This is a genomic window from Leucobacter sp. UT-8R-CII-1-4, assembly GCF_030010235.1.
Lineage (GTDB): Bacteria > Actinomycetota > Actinomycetes > Actinomycetales > Microbacteriaceae > Leucobacter.
Genome location: NZ_JASCRS010000001.1, coordinates 927,327 through 952,952, shown reverse-complemented (window position 1 = coordinate 952,952; position 25,626 = coordinate 927,327). Strand labels below are relative to the sequence as shown.

Below are 25,626 nucleotides of genomic sequence, written 5' to 3'. Positions count from 1 at the left end.
GAAGTAATTCGAAGAAAGGTGGAACTCATGAATGGTGCCCTACAGCGCGCGACCGCGCGTACTTGGGTGGGGCTGGCGGTGCTTGTGCTGCCAATGTTGTTGATCGCAATCGATGGCATGGTGTTGGTGTTCGCGCTTGCCGACATCACCAAGGAACTGCAGCCAACCGGCGCGCAGCAGCTCTGGATGCTAGATATTTACTCACTGATGCTCGCCGGGTTGTTGATCACCATGTCGACCCTCGGAGATCGCTTCGGTCGACGCAAGATTATGTTGACCGGCGCGGTATTTTTCACCGCGGCATCGATTCTGGGCGCACTCTCGACCGAGCCCTGGATGCTGATTACCGCACGAGCCTTGCTCGGAATTGCTGGTGCAGCAATTATGCCGGGAACCCTTTCGCTCATTCGAAACATGTTTCTCGAGCGAAACCAACGACGCACGGCAATGGCCGTTTGGTCGGCGTCGGGCGCAGTCGGTGCTGCCGGCGGCCCAATTATTGGCGGCTGGATCATTGAAACGTTCAGCTGGCACGCCGCGTTTTTGATGAACATTCCGGTCATGGTGTTGCTGCTCGTCCTCGCTCCATTCTTTGTACCGGAAAGCAAGAACCCAAACCCCGGCAGAATCGACTTTTCGAGCATTCTGCTCTCGCTCGCCGGCATGGTTTCGTTCGTGTACGGCGTAAAGACTTTCGCAGAAGGCAAGGCTCCGGGTGTTGGCTTGCTGACGTTCCTCGTTGGCCTTGGCCTGCTGGTGCTTTTTGTGGTGCGGCAATTGCGTATGCCCGTACCGATGATCAACGTGCGACTTTTCAAAGTACGCGCATTCACCGGCGCCGTGCTGACCGACTTCCTTTCGGTGTTCGCACTTGTCGGCGCGCTCTTCGCGCTCACCCAATTCTTGCAACTCGTCGTTGGCCTGAGCGTGATGGAATCTGCGCTGTGGATGCTGCCGCAGGCAGCGATCTCTGCCTGCGCCGGGTTTATTGCCGCGGCGCTCGTGAAGCGAATCCCGACCTCATGGATCGTGTTTGCAGGTGTGCTTGTTACCGCGGGCGGATTCTCGGTGCTGCTGACACTCACCCCGAATTCGAGCCCAATAACAATCGCCATTGCGCTCTGTTTGGTAAGTCTTGGCGCTGGCGTCGGCATGACACTCACGAACGATCTCATTATGAGTTCGGTGCGCCCGGAGCAGTCTGGGCAGGCTGCGGCGATCAGTGAGACAGCGTATGAGCTTGGCACCGCTTTTGGTACGGCGATCCTCGGCTCTGTGCTGCTCGGTTTTTATCGTTCGGGTCTCGAGCAGGCGGCTCCGGCTGGATTGCCAAGTGGGGTGCTTGAGTCGGCGAAAGAAACACTCGCTGCTGCTCTGCTCTTTGCGCAAGAATTGCCAGGCGAACTTGGGGCGGCTCTGGCTTCAGCTGCGACGTCCTCGTTCTCGAATGCCTTGGCTTGGACGGGCGGTATTGGTGCTTTGATCTTGGCAGCGGTTGCGGTGTTCGCCGCAATCATGCTTCGCGGCGTCTCTGCGCAGGCCGACCTCGCTGAAGTGGAGCACTGAGGCTGGGTGATCCAGCGTAAAGCACTCACGGCAAGCAATTAGTAAACGGTCATATACTAATTGCATGGCGCGACCGCAAACCGTGAGTGACAAAGAACTCGTCACCCGAATAGCGAGTTTCTTGGCCGCCCGGGAGTGGCCCGCGAGTACTTGGAGTCTCGCCGAGGTCGCTCCCGCGGCAGGGCTCAGCCCAGCAGGATTAGTCAAACGGTTTGGGTCGCGTGCCGGACTGCTCCAAGCGCTCGGCGCTCACTGGGTCGAGAGCATCCCGCGAGAACCGGTACGAGAACTCTCACCGCTCGAAGAACTGCGCGGCTTCGCCCGTGACACCTTCGCGGCGCAGAACCCAGCCGCGGCGATTGCCGGGTTGAACGACCTCTTCGCAGACCTCGCCGACAGCGGCAGCGCCGCCGTCCTGCGCAAAGGGCAAGCGCTTCAGCGAAGCTATTGTGCGCAACTCTTGGCAGCGCTGGATCAGCCGCGCATTGCGCAGCCAGAGCGTGCGGCTGAGGTACTGCTCGACGCGCTTCACGGCAGCCTCATTCGACACGCAGCAGGCGACGATACCACTGAGCGGACCGATCAAACTATTGACTACTTTTTGGAGGTATGGGCATGACTATAAAACGCTCTTGGCAGGGCCGCGCATTTCTGGGGATGAGCCTCGACGGTTTTATCGCTGGACCAGGCGGCGACCTCAGCTTTCTGGAATCTGAGCCAGGCAAAGGTCAACACACAGAGATTCGCAGCGACCACCCGGCGCTCACCTGGGACACATTTTTCCCAACCGTCGATGCCATCGTGATGGGCCGCACGACCTATGAAAAAGTACTGACCTTTGGCGAGTGGCCATACCCGGGCATGAACGTCATTGTGCTGAGCAGTGCGCTTGAAAGTGATGACCCCAACGTCACCATCGCGCACAGCCCTGAAGAGGTGATTGCGCTGCTAGACGATGCAGGAGTGAAAAACGTGTACGTTGATGGCGGTCGCACGGTACAAGAATTCTTGGCGCGAGGGTTGATTGACGAATTCACTGTGTCGATCTTGCCAATCGTGATTGGCGATGGAGTCCGCCTATTCGGACCAGAATCGCGGGCCACCTTCGCCGTAGAGGGAGCGCATATCGAAGCCGATGGGCTCGCGCGAATCACCTATCGAGTGCTTTCGAACGCTTAAGTCGAGCGGAGAAAATGGGGCGAGGGCAAGGGAGAGATTGCGGCAACGCTTGACGCTAGCGTTTCGGCCAGTTCCAGGCGGGCCCGTCAAAACGCATTTGCCCGCGCACGCTGCTTGCCCCGCCAGACTTTTCAAGGTGAATCAGATTGGCGTTATCGCTCAGTGCCCGCACCAGCGGATCAGCGTGCGTCACGACAATGATCTGCATGTGCTGCGAAGCATTGTTGATCATGGAGGCAAGGCCCGGCAGCAAACTGGGGTGCAGGCTACCCTCGGGCTCGTTGAGCACGAGCAGTTCTGGCGGCCTTGGTGAAAGCAGCGCAGTTGCCAGCAACAGGTATCGCAACGTACCGTCGGAAAGCTCAGCCGCGGTGATTGCCCTGCGCAGGCCAGGCTGTCGCATGCACACTCTGGTCATGCCTTGCTCGTCAGTCTGTAGCTCGACGCTCGCCCCCTCGAAGGCAGCGGCAACGGCGTTTTCGAAGTATTCTTCATCACCTACCCCAAGCACTGTTGCGAGGGCGCCGGCAAAGTTCGCTCCCTCGGCATCGAGCACCGGTGTGAAACTGAGCGGGCTTGGCCGTCTGGCTGGTGCGCCCTGGTCGGTGCGCAGCTGGTCGTAAAAGCGCCAGCGCCGGGCGGCCTCGCGAAGTTCGAACAGCTCGGGAGTTTCAGTTGGCGAAGCGAGCGTTGCCAGCATCGATTCGCTCTCGCGCACACGCCACGGGCTCATCTCGAGCTTGCCGGATTGGCCGAGCAAGCGTACGCCAAGCGATTTGCGTTGAGCCATGATGGTCGATGGGCGCAGCACTGGGCCGTGCCAGACTGTTTCGTTTTTCACTTCGGGGTCAAGCGGTTCTGCTCCGTTTTTCACTCGAAAAGCTGGCAGCTGCGGTAGGCCGAGATCGATCGCGTATGAAAGCTCGTCCGAAGCGAAGCCCAGGCGCATAGCGACAGGCGAAATGCCTATGCGATCGCCAGCGTGCAACACGTTGCGTAGACCGCCCTCGGCAACAAGCGAGGTGAGCGCGCCTTCACGCACCACTTCGGCAAGCAGTCGGAGTGCGCGGTAGAGACTTGATTTGCCGCTGCCGTTTTCGCCAGTAATAACGTTGAGCTGTTCAAGGCCAATCGTCACATCTTGGAACGATCGATAATTCTCGAAAGCAAGTGTGCGAATCATTTGGCCAGCCTAGGGCTAGCCACTGACAATCTATAGAGGTGGGGGCAGGAGTCGAACCTGCATACACGACCTTGCGAGCCGCGACCTAGCCATTCGGTCACCCCACCGGGGGTGGCCGCCGTGTGGGCGGCCACTGTCATTATGCCTGGTTTCTTGAGGCGAGCGCTTCAGCGATCACCTCAAGTGCGAAGGCGATATTTTCATCGCTCACCGCAAGCGAAGGCAAGAAACGAATCACGTTGCCATAGCTACCGGCAGTCAGTAGCAACACCCCGCGACTAGCCGCGTGCGCGGCAATCTCGGTGGCAAGTCCGGCGAGCGGGGTTGTGGTGCCTGGCTCAGTGAGTTCAAACGCAATCATTGCGCCGCGGCCACGAATGTCACCTACTTCTGGGTGCTTTCGTGCCAGCTCACCGAGGCCATTGAGCAGCGCTTCTTCAATACGTGCTGCTTCGGCAAAAGGTGCGCCGCTCTCAAGGAGATCGAACACTGCGTGTGCGGCCGCAATAGAGACTGGGTTGCCGGCGAAGGTGCCGCCCAATCCGCCGGGCAGTGCACTATCCATGATCGCGGCGCGGCCAGTGATACCGGCGAGAGGCAGGCCGTCGGCAATGCCCTTCGCGGTAAGTACAAGATCAGGCACTAGCCCGAAGAGTTCGCTTGCGAACCAGGTCCCGGTGCGACCGAGTCCAGCTTGAATTTCGTCTGCAATGAAGACGACACCGTTTTCGCTCGCCCACTTCTGCAGCGTGATCAGGTAGCCGGGGGCTGGAACGATAAACCCACCCTCACCCTGGATCGGTTCGGCAATGACGGCGGCGAGGTCGGCGACGCCGATCCGCTGCTCAAGATATTCGATGGTGCGAGCGGCGGCTTGCTCACCGTTCAATCCGTCACGGAACGGGTAAGAATTGGGCACGCGCTGCACATCAGGCGCGAAGGGGCCAAAGCCGGTGCCGTACGGTGCTGCACGGTGGTTCATGGCCATGGTGAGGTTGGTGCGGCCATGAAACGCGTGATCAAGTGCTGCGATGACGCGTCGCCCGGTGTGCGCTCGGGCGATCTTGACGGCATTCTCAACGGCCTCAGCTCCGGAGTTCACAAAGAATGTCTTCTTTGCGTGTGCGCCGGGAGTGTGTGCCGAGAGCCGTTCGGCTAGGCGCACATAGTTTTCGTAAGGGGTCACGGTGAAAAGGGTGTGCGTCACGCGGTCGAGTTGTGACTTCGCCGCAGCGACAACTGTCGGTTGTGTGTGGCCGAGGGTGGTCACACCAATGCCCGAGCCAAGGTCGAGCAGTCGGTTGCCGTCGACATCGGTAATCCAAGCGCCGTCAGCCTGTTCGATGTAGACCGGCAGCGCGCAGCCAACTCCGCGAGGTACTGCTTCTTGGCGGCGTGCGTGAATTTTAAGGCTCTTCGGCCCAGGAATCGCGGTGCGCAATTCGGGGCGCTGCAACGCGGTAGAAACTTCAGTGGTCAGAGTCATGGTGCGTCCTTTCAACGGGAACCGGTGCGGTTGTGCTTGTTTTGATGTTTGCGGTGGATCGCCCTGTCTTTGGTGTTCCGATCGACTCGGCAAGATCTTGCGCTAATTGGCGCATCTCACTTTCGCTTAGATCGTGCACAGTGAGGCGTACATGCTGATCGATGCCGTTGTTTGTGCCTCCGTCGAGCGCAAAGGCTCCACCATCGCGAGCGATCCAGCCCTTGCGAGTAAGCGCTGCGAGGGTGGCGGCACCGTTTGTGTGCGTATTGACCCACACGTTGAGGCCGTCACGGCTGGTTGATTCGAGGCCAAACTCTGAAAGCTGCGCAATGCAGCGAGCGTTTTGAGTGAGATAGTGCGCCCGGGCTCTGGCGATCAGTTTTTTGGTGTCGGGACTGGTGAGCATGGCGTGCGCGATCCGCTGCATGTGATGACTGACCCAGGTGATGCCGCCGCTGATTCTCGCGCCAAGGCGTTCGGCGGTTTCTGGGTCGCTCGCGATCAGGGCGGTTCGCATGTCAGGGCCGAGCACTTTCGAGAGTGAGCGCACGAGTGCCCAGCGGCGGTGATGCTCGCCAATTATGGATGCGTAGGGTGCGCTAGCGAGCAGGGCGAAGTGGTCGTCTTCGATCAGCAGCACGTTCGGATAAGCGCTGAGAACTTCGCGCAACTGGCTGGCTCGCTCTGCTGTCACGCTTGCTCCGGTCGGGTTGTGTGCGCGAGGGGTGCATACGACTGCGCGTACGCCAGATTCGAGGGCGGCCCGCAGGCTCTCGGGCTGCATACCTTCGGCGTCCATGCTCACGGGAACCGCACGATAACCGTTTTGGCGGATGGTGCTGATGCTGGTGAGAAAGCATGGATCTTCAAGCGCGACTGTGTCGCCCTGTGTGAGTGCTCCCGCGAGTAGTCGTTCGACTGCGTCTACGGCCCCTGCTGCGACCGAGAGCTGAAATTCTCGGGGCTGGTCTTCGTTGATCCACTCGGTTGCCCATTCGGCGAGGCCGGGGTCGACGGTCGATTCGCCGTAGAGCTTGCGGGGGGAGGGAGACAGGATAACGCTCGCTGGATCGGGCAGTAGTTCGGGGCTTGGGTTGCCGTCGCCAACGTCGCGTAGTGCGGTGTTTGCTGCGAAACCCTCTTCTTCGCCGGGGGCAAACGGGTCAATGATGACGGTGCCGGCGCGGCGTCGGGTTTCAGCGAGTCCCGCTTGAACGAGGGTTTGGTAGGCGGTGAGCGCAGTATTGCGATTCACGCCGAGGCTCTCTGCGAGGGTGCGAACTGGGGGCAGCGAATCGCCGGCTTTCAGTTCGCCTGCGTCAATGAGCAGACGGATGCTCGTCGCAATATCTTCGGCTGTATTGCCCGAGATGCGTGCTGCATTTTGCTCGTTCACGTCTGCTGCTTTCGTTGCGAATATCGGTTTCTGGCGGATTTTTCGGCCGCATGGTTCTGGGACTGGTGGCCCGATATTGATCATGCTAGCGTTTGACCTATGACAAAGCAAGCGGACGATCAAATGCCCATTCACGACTTCCCGACGGCGTCGAGTGTGCATGATTTCGCGCGCAATATTGCCGAGGTGCGCGCGAAAATCTCGACAGCAGCCAAGCGAGTTGGCCGCGATCCAGCCGAAGTTGAACTCTTGCCGGTAAGTAAAACCGTGCCTGGTGATCGCGTCCGGCTGAGTGTTGCCGCTGGCTGTCTCAAGCTCGGTGAAAACAAAGTCCAAGAGGCAAAACGAAAATCTCAAGAACTCGCTGACCTCGGTGTTAACTGGTCGGTAATTGGACACTTGCAAACGAACAAGGCGCGAGATGTCGCTGCTTTTGCGAGCGAGTTTCAAGCGCTCGATAACCTGCGCGCAGCTGCAGCACTCGACCGTCGATTGCAGGCGGCAGGGCGATCCCTCGATGTCTATGTGCAGGTGAATACCTCGGCTGAACCGCAAAAATACGGTCTGCCACCCGAAGAGCTCGAAGCATTCCTGCGAGAACTGCCTAACTTTTCATCGCTCAGGGTGCAAGGGCTCATGACGCTAGCGATCTTCAGTAATGACATTCCGCGGGTGAGGGAGTGCTTTGTGCGACTGCGAACACTGCGCGATCAAATGCGTGACATCGATCAGGAGTTGATCGGCCCAGGCGGTCTTTCAATGGGAATGTCTGGTGACTACGAAGTGGCGATCGAGGAAGGGGCCACCTGTGTGCGGGTGGGGCAAGCAATATTCGGCGCCAGGCAAACACCCGACAGTTTCTACTGGCCAGAAGCAACGTTCGAATAGCGTAGCTGGGCAGCGATTGCGCCCTTGAGCACTTGCTCTGGGGTGCTGCAGCAGGTCTGGTGCTTGATCAGTTTCCAAAGCATCGCGCCCTGCTTGAACTTGCCCGAGCCGGGTACCGAGGTGAGCGGGTGGATCAGTGGGCTCAGCACCGCGATGAGACAAGCGAACTCGTCGCAATGATGCTCAGCCTTATCAAGCGATCAGGTCCAAAGTGAGCTTCCAGCCTGCGAGCGTATTTTAGGTACGTGCGTTCGGCTGAGCGCTCGTGAGGAAGGATCGGAATCATGACTCGTGTGAACCTCAGCAAACAGGATCCCGCTGTCTATCAACAGCTTGAAAACCTGAGCAAAGCAGCGGAGAGCGCAGCAGTTGCCTCTGGGCTCGACCCGAAACTGATTGAACTGATTCGCTTGCGCATTTCGCAGATAAACGGCTGCGCATTCTGCTGCCGCCTGCATGCGCGCGACGCCGTGAACGCTGGCGAAAGCGCGGACCGCCTTGCCGTACTGGCGGCATGGTGGGAATCGCAATACTTCAGCGATACAGAACGTGCGGCGCTGGCGCTCGCCGAAGAGGTCAACGAGCTTTCCGGTGCAGCCGCTGACGACTATGAGAGTGACCTGCTCGATGCCGCACAGGTTTCGGCGATCAGCTGGCTCGCTATTGTGATGGGCGCCTGGAATCGCGTCGCCATTCGCAGCGGTTATCGCGTCGCACCCTAGAGAGTCGTTCGCGCCCGAACGGAAAGTACCGCAGGGCGCGAGCGATCCAACGCGAGAAATACTGCGGTGGCCTAGCTTTGTGCTGCCGAATGCCTGCTGAAAACGATCAGCAGTGCAGCGCTCAACACGAAGATCGCGCTGAGCAATGGCGGGGCAAGCAGACCGAACCAGGTGATGGCAGCTCCGCCGAGAGCCGGCCCGAGAAACGCCCCAAGGTTCAACGCCGTGGTCGAGTATGCGCCGCCGAGAGTTGGCGCTCCCGCTGAAGTTTGCAACACCCTAGCGATTAACGTGCTGCCCACAGCGAAAGAGGCTGCACCCAACGCAACTGCAATGATCCAAACGCCAAGCTGCCGATCAGACACGGCAGCAAGGCCCAACCACAGTGCACCCAAGAGCAGCGTTCCCGGCAAAACAATACGTCGCCAAGGCAATTGGCCGAGCTTTCCGGCAAGCAGCACCCCTGCGAAGGATCCGACGCCAAAAAGCGTGAGTACAAGCGGCACCAAAGGCTGAGCTATTCCGGCACGCTGCACCGAGATCGCCGCGAGATACGTGAACGAACAAAACGTGGCAGCGTTGACAAGCACCGCGAGCACAATCGCCTGCAACAACTTGGGCTGCTTCAGCGCCGCGAACTCGGCGTGCAGCTTTGGCGTTGGATCACCGAGCCCGTCTACGTGCTGACCCTCATCACGCAAAGCAACGTGCTGTGTCGATCGTACAAAAGGCAGCATGAGAGCGGCGGGCAGGCAGAGTGCAGCAACTCCCCAAAATGTGGCCCGCCAACCCAGCACCTCGCCAAAAGCAGCGCCCGCTGGCACTCCAACGATCAGCGCGAGAGTTGTGCCAGCGAGAATGATGGAGATTGCTCTGGGCTGTATTCGCTGCGGTACCACTCGCATGATTGAAGACAGGGTGACTGCGAGAAACCCCGCGTAGGCAAACGCTGAGACCGCCCGACTCGTGAGCAGTATCTCAAAACTTGAGCCGAGCGCAGCAATGACGTGCATCGCAATGAAGACGGCGAGAAACCCGCTGAGTGTCGCGCTCATCGGCAGGCGCCGAGAAACAATCGCCATGACAGGGGCGCCGATCACCAGGCCAAGAGCGAAAGCCGAGGTGAGTAGTCCGGCAGAACTGATGGGAATGTTGAGGTCGGCTGAAATACCGGGCAGCAGCCCGGCGAGCATGAATTCCGAGGTGCCCTGTGCGAATACCGCGAGGGCAAGGAGATACACCAAAATTGGCATGAGTAAGGGTCTTTCCGAGAGCGAATGAATAGAAAGCTATTCGGCTCAGCCGGAGCTGCCCAGGTGTTCACAAGATACTGAACACGCCGCTACAGATACAGAAATTATCGGGCTACCGGCTTGCCGATAGCCCTGACCTGTCTGATTCGGGAGTTACCACGGAGCAACTGTAACAGTTCTCGTGAAATCAGCTTGTCGACGGGTGCCAGACAAAACGCTCCATCAATCCGTCGCGGCCCTCGTGCTGCCAGTCGAATGCTGAGAAGAATGAAAATGCTGCAGTGTTCTCTGGATCAACAAACGCTACCCAGTGTTTGCTCTTTGGATGGTTTGACCAGGCAAGGGTTTCGTTGACTGCGCGGCGGCCCACACCACTATTCCGGCGGATCGGGTTTACCGCGAGATCTGTAATGCCGTGCTCGATTCCGGCGGGATCCCATGCGCACCCGATAAGCGCTGCCGGGCTGCCGTCAGCCTCGCAATACACAAGTTGTGCACCGGTCTCATCGGCCAGCACATACTCAAGCCATTCCTCGTCTAGCGGGCCGAGTTCATTGTTGAGGGTTTCGTCTTCGAACCACTGTTGCACCCAGCCCCAGTCGTCGCGTGTGAACTGGCGAATCGAGGGGTTCGCGCCTGCGTTGTGTTCGGGTGCCATCGTCGTCTCAGTTCTGCTCTTGACGCGCCCCGCGTACCGGTATCACTCTGATGCCTTCACGCTTGAGCATTGCAGCTAGTACCCCGTCACCTTCGACTACCTCACCGCTGTGCGTGCCGTCGTAAATTGCGCCGCAACCACACGAGGGGCTTTTGGCCTGCAGCACCGCCTCAGTTATTTCGTGCTCGCGAACAAGCTGAGTGACAGCGGCTGCACCTGCAATGAATTCGTCGGTGAAGTCTTCTCCCTCGATGGAAATTACTCGGGCGCGGCCGTTCAGCACGTCTTCGCCGTCGCCGTGAGCGATTTCGGCGGTGGGGCGAGGGGTGGGCAGCCCGCCGAGTTGTTCGGCGCAGGCAGGGATCGCTCTGCCTTCTGTAACGGCTCGCACAATTTCGGCGTCTGGACGCGAGCGCGCATCGTATCGACATGGCACTCCCGCAAGGCAGGAGCTCACAAGAATGGGCCGTGAGGTGCTGTGCGAGGTCATACCAAGAAGCTACAGCTCACGGCTGAACTTCGGCCTATCGATTGGCTAGGCAGTTGCCAGATCGGCAACACAGCATTGTTTTTCTCAGCCGATGCGCAGGTTTTCAGACGATAGCTTGGAACCGAAAAGGGCGTTGTCTTGAATGGGAGACCAAATGAACCACACCCAATTGCCTCTCTCTGAGAGGATTCAGTTAACGGCACAACCGGTAATTCCTACTGGTTTTGACGACCTCACCTGGCGATCGCTTGAGCATGCTGATCTGCCGGCACTTCTTGTGCTCCAAAACTTGTGCAACGCGGTCGATTCGCCCGAGAGTGTGACGACGCTTGACGAACTTGAGGAGAGCTTTGCGACCCCAAGTTTTGATGCAAAACTCGATAGCCTGATCGCTTTTGATACCGAGGGTCGCGCCGTCGCTCACGCTGAATCGTTTATGGATGACGAAGCTGAGACGCTCGTGAATGTCTACCTGAACGGCTGCGTGCATCCTGAGCGCCGTCGTGAGGGGATCGGGCGCGCATTGCTCGCCTGGCAAGAAGCGCGCGGCTTGCAGCAGCTTGCCGCTTCACCTTTGACTCTGCCGGGCTGGCTCAACACTCACGCTGAAGCCGATGCGAGCGCGCCGCTCGCTTTGCTGAAGGGCGCTGGTTACTTGCCAACTCGTTGGTGGCTCAGCATGCAACGAGTGCTCGGCGATGATCTGCCCGTGCGCTCTCTCGCCGAGGGCGTGAGATTTGAGCCTTACTCTGCAGAGTGGTCAGAACCAGCAAGGATCGCGATGAACGACGCGTTTCGCGACCACTGGGGCAGCCAGCCAGCTTCAAAAGATGAGTGGGAATCGGGCGAGCGTCTAGAAAGCTTCAAGCCAGAGCTAAGTACCGTCGCCGTGGTGACTCTAGACGACGGCAGCGAGCAAGTTGCTGGCGTGCTGACTGTCGAAATCTCTGAGGAAGAATGGCAGGCCAACGGCTTCAGCTTCGGCTACATCTCGGGTCTCGGAGTTTTGCGTGATTGGCGCGGCAAAGGAATCGCACAAGGTTTGCTTACGCGTGCTCTAGCTCAGCTCAAAGCGGCAGGCCTTGAACGGGCAGTGCTTGACGTTGACAGTGACAGCCCAACCGGCGCGAACGGCTTGTATGAGCATCTTGGGTTCCGGGAGAAGAGTCGCTCGCTTTCGCTCACCAAACAATTCTGAGCCTCAAAACCCATCGCTTGCTACTCTGAACAGCAATGAATTTGAGTAGCGCTGACCGAATCGTGGCTGACCTGCGAGTGTGGCTTGAAACCGCTCCCGCAGGCGCTCGTTTGCCTTCGAGCAGAGAGCTTTCTGAGCGCTACGAAGCGAGCCCGGTAACGGTGCAGAAGGCCATGCGGATGCTTGTCGCGCTCGGCCTCGTGGAAAGTCGCCCGGGGTCTGGCAGCTTCGCGCTAGGACGGCGTGCAGCGGCGCGCCCGCTCGATTTTTCGTGGCAGACGGGTGCGCTGCGTTCGGCCGCGCACCCGCTGCCGGCACTCTCCGCGCCATTGCGTGAAACCGCTGTCGACAAGATTTCTCTGCACGCTGGCTATCCCGCTAAGGAACTTTTGCCAGAGCGGGCGGTTCGGGCGGCGCTCGTTCGGGCGGCTCGTGGTGATGCTGCCATAGTAAAGTCACCGGCGGGCGGTCTGCCTGAATTGCAGGCCTGGTTTGCGAGTGAGCTGGCCTCGGTGACGCCCTCTGGAGTAACCCCGGTGGCTGCTCGGGACGTGCTGGTGGTGCCGGGAACTCAGAGCGCGCTCAGCAGCATTTTTCGTGTTCTCGCGGGTGCCGGCCAGCCTGTGATTATGGAGTCACCCAGCTATTGGGGGGCGATCTTGGCTGCCGCTCAAGCGGGAGTGACAATTGTGCCGATTCCAAGCGGCCCCGAGGGGCCGGAGCCGGCAGATCTTGAGGCAGCTTTTGCTGAGAGCGGCGCAAAAGTGTTTTATGCTCAGCCAAACTATGCGAACCCGACCGGGGCGCAGTGGTCGCCTTCGCGCCGAGAGAAGATGCTTTCGGTCGTGCGAGCTCAGGGTGCGTTTTTGATTGAAGACGATTGGGCCAAAGATTTCGGCATTGACAATGAGCCGACCCCGATGGCTGCGTATGACGACACCGGCCACATCATTTATATTCGTTCACTGGCCAAGAGTGTTTCGCCTGCTGTGAGAATCGGCGCGGTGATCGCGCGGGGACCCGTGCGCGAGCGTTTGCAAGCTGATCGTAATGCTGAATCAATGTATGTGAGCGGGATGTTGCAGGCTGCCGCGCTAGAGGTGGTGTTGCAGCCGGCCTGGCGTTCGCACCTGCGCTCCCTGCGCGGGCAATTGCGCGAGCGCCGTGATCTGCTCGCCTCGGGCGTCACGCGTTTTATGCCGCAGGCAACGCTGGATCACCTGCCCCGCGGCGGACTTAACCTCTGGGTGCAGTTGCCTGATGAGATTGATTTGCCACGCCTGGTGCAAGAGTGTGAACGGCGCGGTGTGCTGATTGCTGCCGGGAGCGAGTGGTTTCCGGCTGAGCAGCCAGGTAACTTTGTTCGGCTGAATTACGCCGGGCCTGATCCAGCGCGCTTTACTGAGGGAACCGCCGTAATTGGTGCAGCAATGCGACAGCAGCTTGATGCTTCTGGCTGAGTGCAAGTGGCCTACTGAATAGCAAAGTGCTATCCTGATTTATGAATAATCAGAGTAGCGCTATCGCTGAATTGAAACAACCGTTATCGTCTCGAAACGGCCTCTGGTGGGGTTTGCTCGGAGTGGCCGCGTTCTCATTCACCGTGCCGCTCACCAGAGTCGCAGTCGCTGACGGGGCCATGTCACCGCTCTTTGTCGGTGCCGCCCGAGCGGTCATCGCGGCACTATTGGCGGCCATCGCACTTGGCATCACGCGGCAGCGCTTTCCAAAGGGCGTGCAGTGGTTCCGGCTCGCGGTAGTCGCGGGTGGCGTTGTTATCGGGTTTCCGCTGCTCACTTCCTTCGCCATGACCACCGCGCCAGCTAGTCACGGAGCAGTGGTGATCGCTCTCCTGCCAGCCGCCACAGCTGTCGTCGCCGTGCTGCGAACAGGGGAGCGGCCACGGCTTTCATTCTGGCTTGCTGCCGGACTTGGCGCGATTGCGGCAATCGTGTTTGCGGTGCTGCACAGCGGAGGCTTCGGCAGCCTGCACACTGCCGACCTCTACCTTTTTGGCGCAGTGATTGCTGCCGCTATCGGTTACGCGGAGGGAGGATTACTTGCGCGCGAACTTGGCGCCTGGCAAACAGTGTCTTGGGCGCTGGTGCTCGCTGCACCCCTCATGGCCCTGCTCACTGCCATTTCGATGGTGCAGCAGCCACCGACAGGCACTCCGGTGCAGTGGCTCTCGTTCGCGTATCTCGCTGTTGTCTCAATGTTCCTCGGATTCTTCGCATGGTATCGAGGGCTCGCGATCGGGCCGATGGCGCACGTCAGCCAAACCCAGTTGGCACAACCTGTGATGAGCATTCTTTGGGCCGCGCTGCTGCTGCACGAATCGATCAGCATCGGCACGATCATCGGCGGCGTAGCAGTCATCGCATGCGCCCTGCTCGCGGTTCGCTCTCGACAGCTCTAGTGCAACTCGCTAATACAGGCGAGGATCCTCGCTCGCATCTGCATAAGCAACTGGGCAGCCGTTATCGATAGCCTCGGCAACAAACTCGTAATGCCAAAGCTCGTTCGAATAGGTCTGGCAGAGACCGTAGTCTGAACCAAACTGTGCGAGCCAATCGGTCGCGGTCATCGGACCAATATCAACTGCCTTGCCCTGCACATGCATCGAGGTTGGTGGTGCGACCCACCGGGCAGCCTCGCGTTCAGAACCGTACTGTTCCACAGCTTCGGCAAAAAGCCGCTCTTGCTCTTCAACAGTGCGCCAACCGCTATTCACCTCAAAATGTACCCCCGAACCGGCGGCATCATTGGCGGCGGCTTCAAGAGCCTGCCGCAGCTCGGGGTCAAGATTGCCAACCATTGGGTTATCTCCGTCAAACACCGATAGCTCCGAACCGCCCGAAAAATCTTGAGGTTCTCCGCCCTGCTCAACCCCAAACGCCGGGGTTTCGCTGCGATTCAGGAGTGAGTGCTGCAGATACACAATCGCAAAAATGGCCGTGGTGACGAGCGCAATAGCGATGATCAGCACGAGCAAAAGACCGCGTCTGCGTCTGCGTCGGCTTGCCGGTAGCCAGGTCTCGCGGTGCTGTTTTGGCAGGGTATTCATAAGATTCTCCATCACTTATCCATTGAGGGCAGCAGTCGGCGGGGTGCGTGAAGCTCGTACCGCCGGGTACAGCCCGGCAACCGCACCAACACCGAGAGTGGCCACCGCCGCGATGAGCAACACATTGCCGGGAACCGTCGGACTCCAGCCATTGAAAGCGGCAACTCCGGTAGTCACCAGCACCCCGATAGTGATCCCAGCAGCGCCACCCAGCCCAGACAACACAAGCGCCTCGCACACAAACTGCAGCCGAACATGACTCCTGGTAGCCCCAAGTGCTCGCCGTAGACCAATTTCGCGGCGACGCTCAATCACCGAGATGATCATGGTGTTTGCAATTCCAATCGCACCAACAAGCAACGAGATCGAACCAAGACCGAGCATCATGCTCGTGAACACCTCATCGGCAGCCGCCGCTGCGGCGAGCGCGTCAGAGGGTCGCGACATGGCGATTGCGCCGGGTTGGTCGGGTCGAATTGCAGCCGGTGCAAGGCCGCGCACCTGATCAATCTGAGTCTCGTCAATTCGCAGATAAAGCCTGCTCGGGTGACCAGCAAACTCCAATTGGGAACTCGCAAAAGCCGGGCCGACAAGCGCTGAGGTATCAAGTTCTGGGGCTAACGCAACCGGTTCAAGAATGCCGATTACTCTGACATCCATACCGCCCAACCAGACATTCACATTGGGTGAAGTGACCCCGAGCCGTTCAGCTGTCGTCGCCCCAAGCACAGTGCTTGGTTGAGCGCTCGTTGCCTCACTGAACCATGTGCCCTGTGCCAATTTCGCCGCGACCACATCGTGAAGTTCCGGGCTCGCAGCGGCAACTGAGATTCCGCCATTGTGTGACGGGTCAACGTGCAAGTTGCGATACACAGAGGCCTCGGGAAGATTTGCGAGTGCAGCTGAGCCCTGCACGCCGTCGAGCCGGTCAAGCCTGCCGTGCGCGCGTTCCGGCAACACAGTGTCATCGCCGCTCATGTTCTTGTTCGCTTCGATGGTGAAAAGATTGGTGCCAAGCTCAGCAAGTGTCGCCTGCAATTTCGCCTGACTCGATGCCGAGATGCCGAGCACTGCGACCATGGCAGCCACGCCGATTGCGACGCCGAGCGCAGAGAGCGCAGTACGAACAGGTTTCGCTTTGAGCCCCACCAGGCCGAGGCGCAGCATATCCGCTGGTAAGAGCAACGAGCGCTGGGGAGCCTGCTGCTGCGTGCTCGTTTCGCCCATCAAGGATTCTGTGGCACGGGTCATTGCGATCCACCGCCCTTTACATCTGAAATCAAGTTGCCGTCAGAAATAGTGATGCGTCGGGGTGCGCTCTCGGCGAGAGCCGGGTCGTGCGTAATCATGAGCACGCTCGTACCGTCAGCGTTGAGTTCGCGCAGCAGCGCGACAATGGTGTCGCTTGAACGGGAATCAAGGTTTCCGGTTGGTTCATCTGCCAAAAGAAGCGGTGGATCGCCAACCACTGCGCGCGCGATCGCTACCCGCTGGCGCTCTCCGCCAGACATTTCGTTTGGTCGGTGTGAGACCCGATGGCCAAGGCCGACCTTTTCGAGAGCGAGCAGTGCGCGCTCCTCGCGGGCTGCTTTTGGGATTCCCGAATAGAGCAGGCCATCAGCGACGTTCCCTAGCGCACTCACTCCCTCGCGAAGATGAAATTGTTGAAACACGAAGCCAATGCCACTCGCGCGTAAGGCGGAGAGTTCATTGTCGTTCAGCGCCCCAGTATCGATGCCGTTAATCTCTACCGTGCCGCTGCTTGGGCGATCCAAGGTGCCGAGAATGTTCAACAGCGTCGACTTGCCCGACCCACTTGTGCCAACGATCGCCACAAATTCGCCCTGCTGCACCTCAAAGTTGATCTTTGAAAGTGCGGCTACCGGCGGGGTGCCGTAGCTTCTTGAGACATCTGTCACACGTATTACATGGTTCATTGCACGGGTACCGTTACTTCGAGGCCCGCTTTGATGCCTTTGCCAGACACTTCCACGCGATCGGCGGCGAAGATGCCGAGTTCGACGGGCAGAAGCTTGCGCTCTGCGTCCGCCGACTTGCGGGGCAGCTCGAGCGCGAATTTTCCCTCTGCAATGGGCACGAGCGCATCGACTGAAACACTCAGCACGTCTTCGCGAACCACCTGTTCGAAGTGCAGCGTGACGGATATTTTGGTGAGCTGACCGAGTGCCTCCTGGTCTGAGAGCGCAACACTGATTGGCAAGACGACTGTCTTTTTGTTGTCTTGAGTGCGTTCAGTCGGACTACCAACACTCGCGATGGTGCCCGTAGTTGAACTGCCATTTGGCAGATCAATCGTGACCGGGGTGCCCGCAACCGCAATTTCTGCGTTTTTGATTGGCACGTCGGCGGTCACCATCTTGCTTGGGCTGGTGATCCCAAACAATTTGGTGCCTGGAGCCACCGAGCTGCCGATGCTTGGCTCAATGCTGTCGATCCGAATCGAACCGCTCGCGAAGATAATTGAACTTCTGCTGAGCGAATAGTCGGGTTCAAAGCCAACGTCTTTCTTCCAGTCGTACACCGCCTCGCGGGTGCCCCAGGTGTAGCGGCCATCGGCCTCACCATCGAAGTAGCCGAGCGCGCCGAGATTCTGCTGCAACTGTGTCACGTCATCACCGGGGTTCATGCCTGGCTCGAAATCGCGCCAGGCAGGCATCGCTCCGGTCATCAAAATCACCGGTTGCTGGTCGGCGCGATAGATCGCCTCGCCAGCATGCAAGACGGCACCTGCCGACGGTAGATAGGTGAGGGTGCCGGTCGTTGTCGCAAGCATGCTCGCGGGAGCTGCGAAATCTAGGGTGCCTGGCACGGTGGTTTCTGCCTTGAGCTGGCCTGACTGGATGCTTTCAGTGCTCACCTTGGTCGCCGGCTGCACCGCGCTTTCGCTCGGCGTAGCGAAGCTTGCGTAGGCGAAAGCGCCGCCGCCCACAACCGCGAGCAAGCAGACAGCACTGATCGAGATCACTAGTAAGCGCTTTGGCTTCTTTTTAGTGCTGGATACTTCAGAACGATCAATGTCTGATTCAAGTTCGATGGCGTGAGGCATTGCAATTGACTTTCTTGTTAGGCCCGGGCGGCGGCGTTGCGATTAGGCGACGAGATCGCAGGCGGCGAGATCTTCGTCAGTTACGCTTTCTGGAATCGAGAGGGCCTCATCTTGTTTTGGTTCGGTGACGTCATTGCCCCGCTCCCGCAGACAAGAAATAAAAGCGCGCTGTTGTTTTTCGTACTCTGGGCTTCCCGGTTTAATCGCTGGTGTCGGTGGATCGCCCAGCTCCGCCATGCAGACGGAAGCTGCTTCGCGAATCTCTGGAGAGTCTTCGGTGATTCCTTCACCGGGGCGAGGATCTTTCACGTCAAAGCCTTTGTCGCGCAGGCATCCTGCGAGCTTCAGGTCGTACTTGTCGCGCTCAGCGCTGAAGTTTTCATCAGTGACTGTGTTTGAGCCGCCCTCTGCCGTCGCGCCCTCAGCGCTTTGGCTTGAGGCAGCACTGCAAGCAGGCAGGCCGATGAGCAACACGGCTGCGCCAATGACAAGAGTGAGGCGTTTTGTCAGGGTGTTCATAGGGGATCCTCTCGAAGGGAATGCACCGCACTTGCGGCAAGATCCATTCGAGCAAAGTGCCCGTTTCGGCAGCGTAATCAGGCATCGTTACGTTTTTCTTATGTGCCGCTTTAGGTTTTCGAAACACCTGGCCGCGTAACGTGGTCGATATGAGAGTGTTAATCGTTGAAGACGAGGAACTGCTCGCGGAAAGTGTGCGCGACGGTTTGAACTATGAAGCCATTGCCGCAGATATTGCGCCAACGGGTGAACTCGCGCTTGAGTTGCTTTCGATCAACGAGTACGACGCAGTTGTGCTCGATCGTGACCTGCCGGGTATCTCTGGCGATGAGGTGGCTCGCCAGATCATTGCCGAAGGCAAAAACGTGCCGATTTTGATGCTCACAGCCGCGCGCAGTCTCGCCGCAAAAGAACTCGGTTTTGAAAGCGGCGCCGACGACTACCTCACCAAACCTTTTGAGCGACGTGAGCTGGTCTTGCGTTTAAGAGCTTTACATCGGCGCCGCAGCTCAAAACGCGACACCGTGCAAGAAATCGCAGGTATCAAGCTCGACACCTTCCGTCGGGAGGTCTACCGCGACGGGCGATACATTTCACTCACCAAAAAACAGTTTGCCGTGCTCGCAATTCTGGTCGAAGCGCAAGGTGGCGTCGTGAGTGCAGAAGAACTGCTTGAAAAAGCTTGGGATATGAACACCGATCCCTTCACCAACGCGGTGCGCGTCACTCTTTCTGGTCTTCGAAAACGCCTCGGTGAACCCTGGGTCATCTCAACAGTTGCCGGGGTCGGTTACCGCATTGAGGCTGAAGCAAGTGCTGCCGAGACAGGCGCCGAGACGCATGACGGAGGCGCGAAATGAGCTCAGCAGCACAGGTCGGACGCGTGCGCGGTGTGAGTACGAAAGTGAAACTGGCTCTCGTGTTCACCGGGATTCTGGTGGTGAGTTGCGCTCTCGTACTATTTGTCGTGTGGGCGTTTCTGATCCGCTACATACCTGCCGAAGCTGTCTACACCTGGGACGGCAATCACTTCGTGCCATCACGCCGAGACGTACTGCGTGAATTTGTGCCACGAGTGACAATCGCTTTCGTCGGCCTGGTGGCAGTTGGCCTGTTCGTAGCGTGGTTCGCCTCGTTTCGTGTGCTGGCGCCGCTCTCTCAAATGCAAGCTGTGGCAGAACAGGTGCGTGCCGGCGACCTGACTCGCAGAGTGAATTTGCCCGGCGCCGAAAACGAAATGACGGTGCTCGCAGACTCTTTTGACACGATGCTCGACCGTCTTGAAGCGCTGCTCCACTCGCAACAAACTTTTGTCGCAAACGCTTCGCACGAACTGCGCACACCCCTCGCATCCACCCGAGCATTGCTCGAAAACGCGAGTTCGTCAGGAGCAGACCCCGACCCTGAGTTGTTGGGCAAACTCACCGGTGTGAACGAGCGGGCCATCGCCCTCGTTGATGCACTATTGCTGCTGCACGAGGTGGAATTCACCGAAATCGAGCGCAGTGTAAGTGACCTCTCACTTGTGGTCGAAGAAGCCGTTGAAGAGTTGATCCCGCTCGCCTCGAAGCGGGGGATCGAAGTCGGCCTTGATGTCGATAGCGCAATGGTGCTGGTATCCACCCCCCTCGCGCACCAACTCGTGAGCAACCTGGTGCAAAACGCCATCGTGCATAATCTCGACGAGGGTGGGCTGCTCGACGTGGCGCTCTCCTGCGAGGCCGACTCTGCTGTTCTCGTGATTGAAAACACGGGCGCAAAGCTCGACGCCGAGTTTGTCGCTCAAACGCGTGAGCTGTTTGTGCGTCGCGGCGAACGAGTGCGCGCGCAAAATAGCGACCATGCAGGGCTTGGCCTTGGCTTGGCAATTGCCGAGCGGATTGTGGCTTCCCAGCAGGGGGAGCTTGAATTGCAGCCTCGCGCAGAGGGCGGACTTCGGGCTGTGGTTCGTTTTGCGCTCGTGCCCGAAGCGGCTCGATAGTAGCTAGGGCCAGAATTACTGTAAGAACCCGACGATGAGCTCTCTCGTGGCCTCAACGTGGTCATGCATAACTTGGCGCGCGGTCACCGGGTCACCATTCAGAATTGCGGCGACAACTCGTTCGTGTTGTTCGTTCGAGTGATCCATGGCCGGACCGATCTCGGGCAACACCTTCATGAGCTGCTCGTTCAAGAGCAGCTGCATGTTCTCGATCGATTCGGCCAGGGCCCTGCAGCCGCTCAGCTCGCCAATGTATCCGTGCAATTCAGCGTCTGGAATGCGCGCATTCATGCCGGCAGCATGCACTGATGCCAGATGCTGTTTCAGGGTTTCACACTGGGACTCAGTCAAGGGACGTGAAGCCGCAAGTTCTGCCGCGCCCGGTTCAAGAATTGATCGGAACGTCAGGCTATCGAGCAGACGTTCTTTCATTGCGGGGCTAAGCCTTGGTGCCGGCACTTCTGCAGGGTCGACGTCGGCTTGCCAGATCACTGTGCTGCCGCCACTTCGGCCGCGCACGGTTTTCAGGTAGCCGGATTGCTGCAACGTGCGAATGACCGCTCGAAGAGTCACCCGACTCACTTCAAAATGCTCACTGAGATCGCGTTCAGAGGGCAACCGAGTGCCGTAGGGGAGCACACCGCTACGCATCAGCGAAACCAAATGTGCCATGACCTGCTCGAACGGGTTCGTCAGCGGAGTGCCTTCAGCGAGCCCCGGAATGGCCGGAAAATCAAGCTCGGTTCGATCCGCAATGCCCGGCTCTGGTGCACTGGCGCGTTCTTCGAGATGTGCCAACTAAGACTCCTTGAATTGCTCTTGCCGTAAGTGTAGAGGTCGCACATCTGTCGCGCCCGATTTTGTGCTCTCTGAATCGGCCGCTTTTGGGTGTGCAAAAAGGCCATATGCAGTCCTAAAACTCCATTGGTAATACCATTGCTTTTCTCCTTGAACTCATTGAATAATAAGGTCAATGCTCGGTGCGATGTGGCACATGATGCACCTTTTGATCCGAAAGGAATTAAAAAATATGACCATTCGTACACTGACCCACTTCGTAGGCGGAGAGCACATTGAGGGCACCTCAGGTAATTTCGCTGACGTGTTCAACCCAAGCACCGGCGATGTGCAGGCCCGCGTGCCCATCGCAAGCAAAGAAGAAGTCGCAGAAGCTATCGCCGTAGCCGAGGCAGCACAGCCCGCCTGGGGCGCAACGAACCCGCAGCGACGCGCTCGCGTGCTGATGCGTTTCCTCGAACTAATTGCGCGCGACACCGATGAGCTCGCTCGTATGATCTCTATTGAGCACGGCAAGACTTTCGAAGATGCCAAGGGCGACATTCAGCGTGGAGTCGAAGTAATCGAGTTCGCGCTCGGTGCACCCCACCTGCTGAAGGGCGAATACACCACCGCAGCCGGCACCGGTATCGACGTGTACTCGATGCGCCAGCCCCTCGGCGTAGTCGCCAGCATCACACCATTCAACTTCCCAGCGATGATTCCGCTGTGGAAGATGGGACCGGCGCTCGCCGCAGGTAACGCTGTCATCTTGAAGCCATCGGAGCGCGACCCATCGGTCCCACTACGCCTTGGAGAGCTGCTCATCGAGGCCGGGCTGCCGGCGGGTGTGTGCAACGTCGTGAATGGCGGCAAAGACGCAGTTGATGCCCTCTTGAACGACGACCGGATCAAAGCAATCGGCTTTGTCGGCTCAACCCCAATTGCGCAGTACATCTACGAGACCGCGGCAGCAAACGGAAAGCGTGCGCAGTGCTTCGGCGGCGCAAAGAACCACATGATCGTGATGCCAGATGCTGACCTCGATCAGGTTGCTGACGCACTGATCGGTGCGGGCTACGGTTCGGCTGGCGAGCGTTGCATGGCAATCTCGGTTGCGGTCCCAGTCGGACAGCAAACCGCAGAAGCACTCTCTGCAAAGCTTGCGCAGCGGGTAAGCGAACTGAAGGTCGGCCCAGCGCTCGATCCGCTCTCGGACTACGGCCCAGTGGTCACCGCCGAGGCGAAAGAGCGCGTCGAAAGCTACATTCAGGCAGGCATCGACGAAGGTGCAACGCTGATCGCCGATGGTCGCGGATATGTGGTGCCCGGACATGAGCAGGGCTTCTACCTCGGACCAACCCTCTTCGACAATGTCACCAAGGACATGAAAATCTACCGCGAAGAAATCTTTGGCCCAGTGCTCGCGATTCTTCGTGCCGAGTCGTACGACGAGGCGCTCGCGCTTGCCAGCGACCACGAGTACGGCAATGGTGTGGCGATCTTCACCCGCGACGGCGACACCGCTCGCGATTTCACCGCTCGAGTGAATGTGGGCATGGTCGGCGTGAACGTGCCAATTCCAGTGCCAATTGCGTACTACACCTTCGGTGGATGGAAGAAGTCGGGCTTCGGTGATTTGAACCAGCACGGCACCGACGCGTTCCGTTTCTACACCAAGACCAAGACGGTAACCAGCCGTTGGCCATCAGGCATCAAGGAGGGCGCGAGCTTCGTTATGCCAACGATGTAGCTCGCGACGATATTCACTCGATCGGCGCGATGGCGCGACCGATGCACACTGAAAGGAACGCACGAATGTCAGATTACGTGGATCTGCACGGCAACGCGCAGAGCTTCGGCGACAACGATGCACAGCGCGAAGTACGCGCAAATGATCGCCAATACGTCTTCCACTCGTGGTCGGCGCAGGGCGCCATCAACCCGCTGCCTATTGCGAAGGGTGAGGGAGTACGTTTCTGGGATTACGACGGCAACGAATATCTCGATTTCTCGTCGCAACTGGTCAACCTGAACCTCGGCCACCAGCACCCGCGAATGGTGCAGGCGATTCAAGACCAGGCAGCGCGCCTCGCGACGATTCAGCCGGCAGTGGCAAACGATGTGCGCGGTGAATTGGCCAAGCGCATTGTTGAGCGCTCGTTTGAGGGTGCCCGGTCGGTGTTCTTCACCAATGGTGGCGCTGATGCCAACGAGTACGCGGTGCGAATGGCTCGCCAGCACACCGGTCGGCAAAAGGTACTCGCTCGTTACCGTTCGTATCACGGCTCAACAGCAACGGCGATCACCATGACAGGTGAACCACGTCGCTGGGCCAATGGCACGCTCGATGCGGGTGTGGTGCACTTCGAGGGTCCGTACCTCTACCGTTCGCCGTTCTACTCAAGCACGCCAGAAGAAGAGTCGGAGCGCGCACTCGCCGAGCTGGAACGCACGATTCAGCTCGAAGGCCCGCACACTATCGCTGCGATCATTCTCGAAACAATCACCGGTACCAACGGTGTGCTGGTGCCGCCACCCGGTTACCTGCCAGGTGTGCGCGAGCTTTGCGACAAGTACGGCATCGTGATGATCTGCGACGAAGTAATGGTGGGCTTTGGCCGCACCGGCGAGTGGTTCGCGTTTCAGGCCTTTGGGGTCAACCCAGATCTGGTCACCTTCGCAAAGGGCGTGAACTCGGGTTACCTGCCGCTCGGTGGGGTTGTGGTTTCAGAAGAAATTCACAAGAGCTTCGAGGATCGCGCTTTCCCCGGCGGACTCACTTACTCGGGGCATCCGCTTGCGTGTGCCTCGGGCGTAGCCACCTTCGATATTTTCGAAGATGAGGGCGTGATGGAGCATGTGCGAGATTTGAGCGAGCGCGTGATCGCACCGCGTCTGGCTGAGTTCGCAGAGCGTCACCCCTCGCTAGGTGAATACCGCGGCAAGGGAATGATCTGGTCGCTCGAATTGGTGAAGGATCGCAACACCCGCGAACCTCTCGTGCCATACAACGCGAGTGGCGAAGCGGCAGCGCCGATGAACGCGGTGATTGCCGCATGTAAGAGTGCGGGGCTGTGGCCATTCGCACACTTCAACCGACTGCAATTTGCGCCACCACTCATCATCAGCGAGGAAGACCTAGTGAAGGGTCTCGACATTCTCGATGAAGTGTTGAACATCGCGGATTCGTATTCAACCGAAGCATAACCATGCTGCAGACAGGGGCCCGTCTCGTTTTAGAGGCGGGCCCCTGTCTCTCACTAGACACCACCGTGTCGCGCCGATTGTGGTGCAGACATAAATCAATGAAAGGTACTCAGGAATGAGCAATGTAGCTTCTCCCGCTGCCAACCAAGAAGGTGCTGCCAAGGCGAGCAGTGAAAGAGTTCGGCCTGTTATCGGGATTCCTGCTCCGATCGAGCACGCAACCTGGCGAATCTGGGAGGGAAAGTCGCACCTGCTGTCATACGGCTACACCGCCCACCTGCGCAATGCGGGAGCTTCGGTTGTGCTGTTGCCGGTCACTCCCGACATGGACAGCGACCTAGACGCGGAGGCGGCGCATCTGATTTCGATGCTCGACGGGCTCACTCTTGCCGGCGGTTCTGACGTCGATCCGGAGCTTTATGCGGCACCCGCATCGCCAAAATCTGGCCCCTTTGACCGCCCGAGAGATGCTTGGGAAAGCGCCCTCTTGCGCGCTGCCATCGCTGCGCAGGTGCCCGTGTTTGGGATTTGCCGCGGTCTGCAAATGATGAACACCGTGCTCGGCGGCACGCTGATTCAGCATTTGCCGCCTCATGTTGGCAGCGATGTGCACAACCCCATCTCGACCGGTTTCGGTGAGCATCCAGTACGAACGCTTGAGAGCACTTGGCTGCGAGACGCGGTGGGGGAACATGCCGACGTGGCGACCTACCATCACCAGGCGATTGATCGTCTTGGCGAGGGCCTCATCGTTTCGGCAGTGGCCGAAGACGGCACGATTGAGGGCGTCGAAGACCTCGGGCGCGGACTCGTCGCTGTGCAGTGGCATCCAGAAGCTCGCCCGCACGAGGGAATTTTTAAGAGTTTCGTGCGGCTCTGCGCGGTTCGCCGCGACGAGCGGGCCGCTGTAAGTCGGTAGCGCTTCGCCGCACCAAATCTATTCACCATCGCCGAGCGGCCTCGACGCCGAGTGCCGTTCGGCTCAA

The 25,626-nt window shown here is 58.9% G+C and carries 26 protein-coding genes and 1 tRNA gene; 14 read left to right on the top strand and 13 right to left on the bottom strand.

The window, feature by feature from the left end; genetic code table 11:
- Positions 1 to 27 precede the first annotated feature (27 nt).
- From QBL02_RS04130 to QBL02_RS04120, 3 genes are all read left to right on the top strand, one after another.
- The gene (locus QBL02_RS04130; protein ID WP_282725088.1) at positions 28 to 1,566 is read left to right on the top strand and encodes an MFS transporter; all 1,539 of its coding nucleotides are present in this window, start codon (positions 28 to 30) and stop codon (positions 1,564 to 1,566) included.
- A gap of 64 nt (positions 1,567 to 1,630) precedes the next feature.
- A complete protein-coding gene (locus tag QBL02_RS04125; RefSeq protein WP_282725087.1) occupies positions 1,631 to 2,185 on the top strand; it encodes a hypothetical protein in 555 nt (184 codons plus the stop codon).
- Entirely contained in the window at positions 2,182 to 2,745 is a 564-nt protein-coding gene (locus tag QBL02_RS04120) for a dihydrofolate reductase family protein (RefSeq protein ID WP_282725086.1), read from the top strand. The genes QBL02_RS04125 and QBL02_RS04120 overlap by 4 nt, the downstream gene beginning before the upstream one ends.
- Before the next feature lie 55 nt (positions 2,746 to 2,800).
- Here QBL02_RS04120 and QBL02_RS04115 read toward each other — a convergent pair whose 3' ends face one another.
- The 4 genes from QBL02_RS04115 to QBL02_RS04100 form a co-directional block, all read right to left on the bottom strand.
- Positions 2,801 to 3,928, bottom strand: coding sequence for an AAA family ATPase (locus QBL02_RS04115; protein ID WP_282725085.1), 1,128 nt, complete (start codon positions 3,926 to 3,928; stop codon positions 2,801 to 2,803).
- A 36-nt stretch (positions 3,929 to 3,964) separates the two neighbouring features.
- Positions 3,965 to 4,035, bottom strand: a tRNA-Cys gene (locus QBL02_RS04110).
- Between the two features lie 32 nt (positions 4,036 to 4,067).
- Entirely contained in the window at positions 4,068 to 5,414 is a 1,347-nt protein-coding gene (gene gabT / locus QBL02_RS04105; RefSeq protein WP_282725084.1) for a 4-aminobutyrate--2-oxoglutarate transaminase, read from the bottom strand.
- Positions 5,398 to 6,810: an aminotransferase class I/II-fold pyridoxal phosphate-dependent enzyme gene (locus QBL02_RS04100; RefSeq protein ID WP_282725083.1), complete on the bottom strand. Its 1,413-nt coding sequence runs from the start codon at positions 6,808 to 6,810 to the stop codon at positions 5,398 to 5,400. The genes gabT and QBL02_RS04100 overlap by 17 nt, the downstream gene beginning before the upstream one ends.
- 99 nt (positions 6,811 to 6,909) lie before the next feature.
- On the opposite strand from QBL02_RS04100, the gene QBL02_RS04095 reads away from it, so the two are divergent.
- From QBL02_RS04095 to QBL02_RS04085, 3 genes are all read left to right on the top strand, one after another.
- The gene (locus QBL02_RS04095; protein WP_282725082.1) at positions 6,910 to 7,698 is read left to right on the top strand and encodes a YggS family pyridoxal phosphate-dependent enzyme; all 789 of its coding nucleotides are present in this window, start codon (positions 6,910 to 6,912) and stop codon (positions 7,696 to 7,698) included.
- A gap of 32 nt (positions 7,699 to 7,730) precedes the next feature.
- On the top strand, positions 7,731 to 7,913 hold the full coding sequence (locus QBL02_RS04090; protein ID WP_282725081.1) for an aminoglycoside adenylyltransferase domain-containing protein: 183 nt from the start codon (positions 7,731 to 7,733) through the stop codon (positions 7,911 to 7,913).
- A 69-nt stretch (positions 7,914 to 7,982) separates the two neighbouring features.
- Complete coding sequence (locus tag QBL02_RS04085) at positions 7,983 to 8,420, top strand: carboxymuconolactone decarboxylase family protein (RefSeq protein ID WP_282725080.1); 438 nt, start codon at positions 7,983 to 7,985, stop codon at positions 8,418 to 8,420.
- Between the two features lie 71 nt (positions 8,421 to 8,491).
- Here QBL02_RS04085 and QBL02_RS04080 read toward each other — a convergent pair whose 3' ends face one another.
- The 3 genes from QBL02_RS04080 to QBL02_RS04070 form a co-directional block, all read right to left on the bottom strand.
- On the bottom strand, positions 8,492 to 9,673 hold the full coding sequence (locus QBL02_RS04080; protein ID WP_282725079.1) for a Cmx/CmrA family chloramphenicol efflux MFS transporter: 1,182 nt from the start codon (positions 9,671 to 9,673) through the stop codon (positions 8,492 to 8,494).
- Positions 9,674 to 9,860: 187 nt separating this feature from the next.
- Positions 9,861 to 10,331, bottom strand: a complete 471-nt coding sequence (locus QBL02_RS04075; protein WP_282725078.1) for a GNAT family N-acetyltransferase — start codon at positions 10,329 to 10,331, stop codon at positions 9,861 to 9,863.
- Between the two features lie 7 nt (positions 10,332 to 10,338).
- Positions 10,339 to 10,821: a DUF523 domain-containing protein gene (locus QBL02_RS04070; protein WP_282725077.1), complete on the bottom strand. Its 483-nt coding sequence runs from the start codon at positions 10,819 to 10,821 to the stop codon at positions 10,339 to 10,341.
- A 154-nt stretch (positions 10,822 to 10,975) separates the two neighbouring features.
- Here QBL02_RS04070 and QBL02_RS04065 point away from each other — a divergent pair, with 154 nt between their 5' ends.
- The 3 genes from QBL02_RS04065 to QBL02_RS04055 are packed head-to-tail and all read left to right on the top strand — an operon-like array spanning position 10,976 to position 14,438.
- The gene (locus QBL02_RS04065) at positions 10,976 to 12,019 is read left to right on the top strand and encodes a GNAT family N-acetyltransferase (RefSeq protein ID WP_282725076.1); all 1,044 of its coding nucleotides are present in this window, start codon (positions 10,976 to 10,978) and stop codon (positions 12,017 to 12,019) included.
- Positions 12,020 to 12,054: 35 nt separating this feature from the next.
- Entirely contained in the window at positions 12,055 to 13,479 is a 1,425-nt protein-coding gene (locus QBL02_RS04060) for a PLP-dependent aminotransferase family protein (RefSeq protein ID WP_282725075.1), read from the top strand.
- A 41-nt stretch (positions 13,480 to 13,520) separates the two neighbouring features.
- Positions 13,521 to 14,438, top strand: coding sequence for a DMT family transporter (locus QBL02_RS04055; RefSeq protein WP_282725074.1), 918 nt, complete (start codon positions 13,521 to 13,523; stop codon positions 14,436 to 14,438).
- A 9-nt stretch (positions 14,439 to 14,447) separates the two neighbouring features.
- Here the strand turns inward: QBL02_RS04055 and QBL02_RS04050 are convergent, their stop codons facing one another.
- From QBL02_RS04050 to QBL02_RS04030, 5 genes are read right to left on the bottom strand one after another with little or no spacing between them, the layout of a single operon-like run.
- Complete coding sequence (locus QBL02_RS04050) at positions 14,448 to 15,086, bottom strand: M15 family metallopeptidase (RefSeq protein ID WP_282725073.1); 639 nt, start codon at positions 15,084 to 15,086, stop codon at positions 14,448 to 14,450.
- Between the two features lie 15 nt (positions 15,087 to 15,101).
- Entirely contained in the window at positions 15,102 to 16,337 is a 1,236-nt protein-coding gene (locus tag QBL02_RS04045; protein WP_282725072.1) for an ABC transporter permease, read from the bottom strand.
- Positions 16,334 to 17,023, bottom strand: coding sequence for an ABC transporter ATP-binding protein (locus tag QBL02_RS04040; protein WP_282725071.1), 690 nt, complete (start codon positions 17,021 to 17,023; stop codon positions 16,334 to 16,336). Before QBL02_RS04040 ends, QBL02_RS04045 begins: the two co-directional genes overlap by 4 nt.
- Positions 17,020 to 18,153 (bottom strand): peptidoglycan-binding protein, encoded by a 1,134-nt coding sequence (locus QBL02_RS04035; protein ID WP_282725070.1) that lies wholly within the window; start codon positions 18,151 to 18,153, stop codon positions 17,020 to 17,022. The genes QBL02_RS04040 and QBL02_RS04035 overlap by 4 nt, the downstream gene beginning before the upstream one ends.
- Positions 18,154 to 18,195: 42 nt before the next feature.
- Positions 18,196 to 18,672, bottom strand: a complete 477-nt coding sequence (locus tag QBL02_RS04030) for a hypothetical protein (protein WP_282725069.1) — start codon at positions 18,670 to 18,672, stop codon at positions 18,196 to 18,198.
- Positions 18,673 to 18,821: 149 nt separating this feature from the next.
- Here QBL02_RS04030 and QBL02_RS04025 point away from each other — a divergent pair, with 149 nt between their 5' ends.
- Positions 18,822 to 19,532, top strand: a complete 711-nt coding sequence (locus tag QBL02_RS04025) for a response regulator transcription factor (protein WP_282725068.1) — start codon at positions 18,822 to 18,824, stop codon at positions 19,530 to 19,532.
- Positions 19,529 to 20,653: a HAMP domain-containing sensor histidine kinase gene (locus QBL02_RS04020; RefSeq protein ID WP_282725067.1), complete on the top strand. Its 1,125-nt coding sequence runs from the start codon at positions 19,529 to 19,531 to the stop codon at positions 20,651 to 20,653. Before QBL02_RS04025 ends, QBL02_RS04020 begins: the two co-directional genes overlap by 4 nt.
- Positions 20,654 to 20,668: 15 nt before the next feature.
- Here the strand turns inward: QBL02_RS04020 and QBL02_RS04015 are convergent, their stop codons facing one another.
- Positions 20,669 to 21,451, bottom strand: coding sequence for an FCD domain-containing protein (locus QBL02_RS04015; protein ID WP_282725066.1), 783 nt, complete (start codon positions 21,449 to 21,451; stop codon positions 20,669 to 20,671).
- Positions 21,452 to 21,683: 232 nt separating this feature from the next.
- On the opposite strand from QBL02_RS04015, the gene QBL02_RS04010 reads away from it, so the two are divergent.
- The 3 genes from QBL02_RS04010 to QBL02_RS04000 all read left to right on the top strand — a co-directional run bounded on the left by QBL02_RS04010 (position 21,684) and on the right by QBL02_RS04000 (position 25,559).
- Positions 21,684 to 23,183, top strand: coding sequence for a CoA-acylating methylmalonate-semialdehyde dehydrogenase (locus QBL02_RS04010; protein WP_282725065.1), 1,500 nt, complete (start codon positions 21,684 to 21,686; stop codon positions 23,181 to 23,183).
- Positions 23,184 to 23,248: 65 nt separating this feature from the next.
- Complete coding sequence (locus QBL02_RS04005; RefSeq protein ID WP_282725064.1) at positions 23,249 to 24,640, top strand: aspartate aminotransferase family protein; 1,392 nt, start codon at positions 23,249 to 23,251, stop codon at positions 24,638 to 24,640.
- A gap of 115 nt (positions 24,641 to 24,755) precedes the next feature.
- Positions 24,756 to 25,559 (top strand): gamma-glutamyl-gamma-aminobutyrate hydrolase family protein, encoded by an 804-nt coding sequence (locus tag QBL02_RS04000; protein ID WP_282725063.1) that lies wholly within the window; start codon positions 24,756 to 24,758, stop codon positions 25,557 to 25,559.
- Positions 25,560 to 25,626 lie beyond the last annotated feature (67 nt).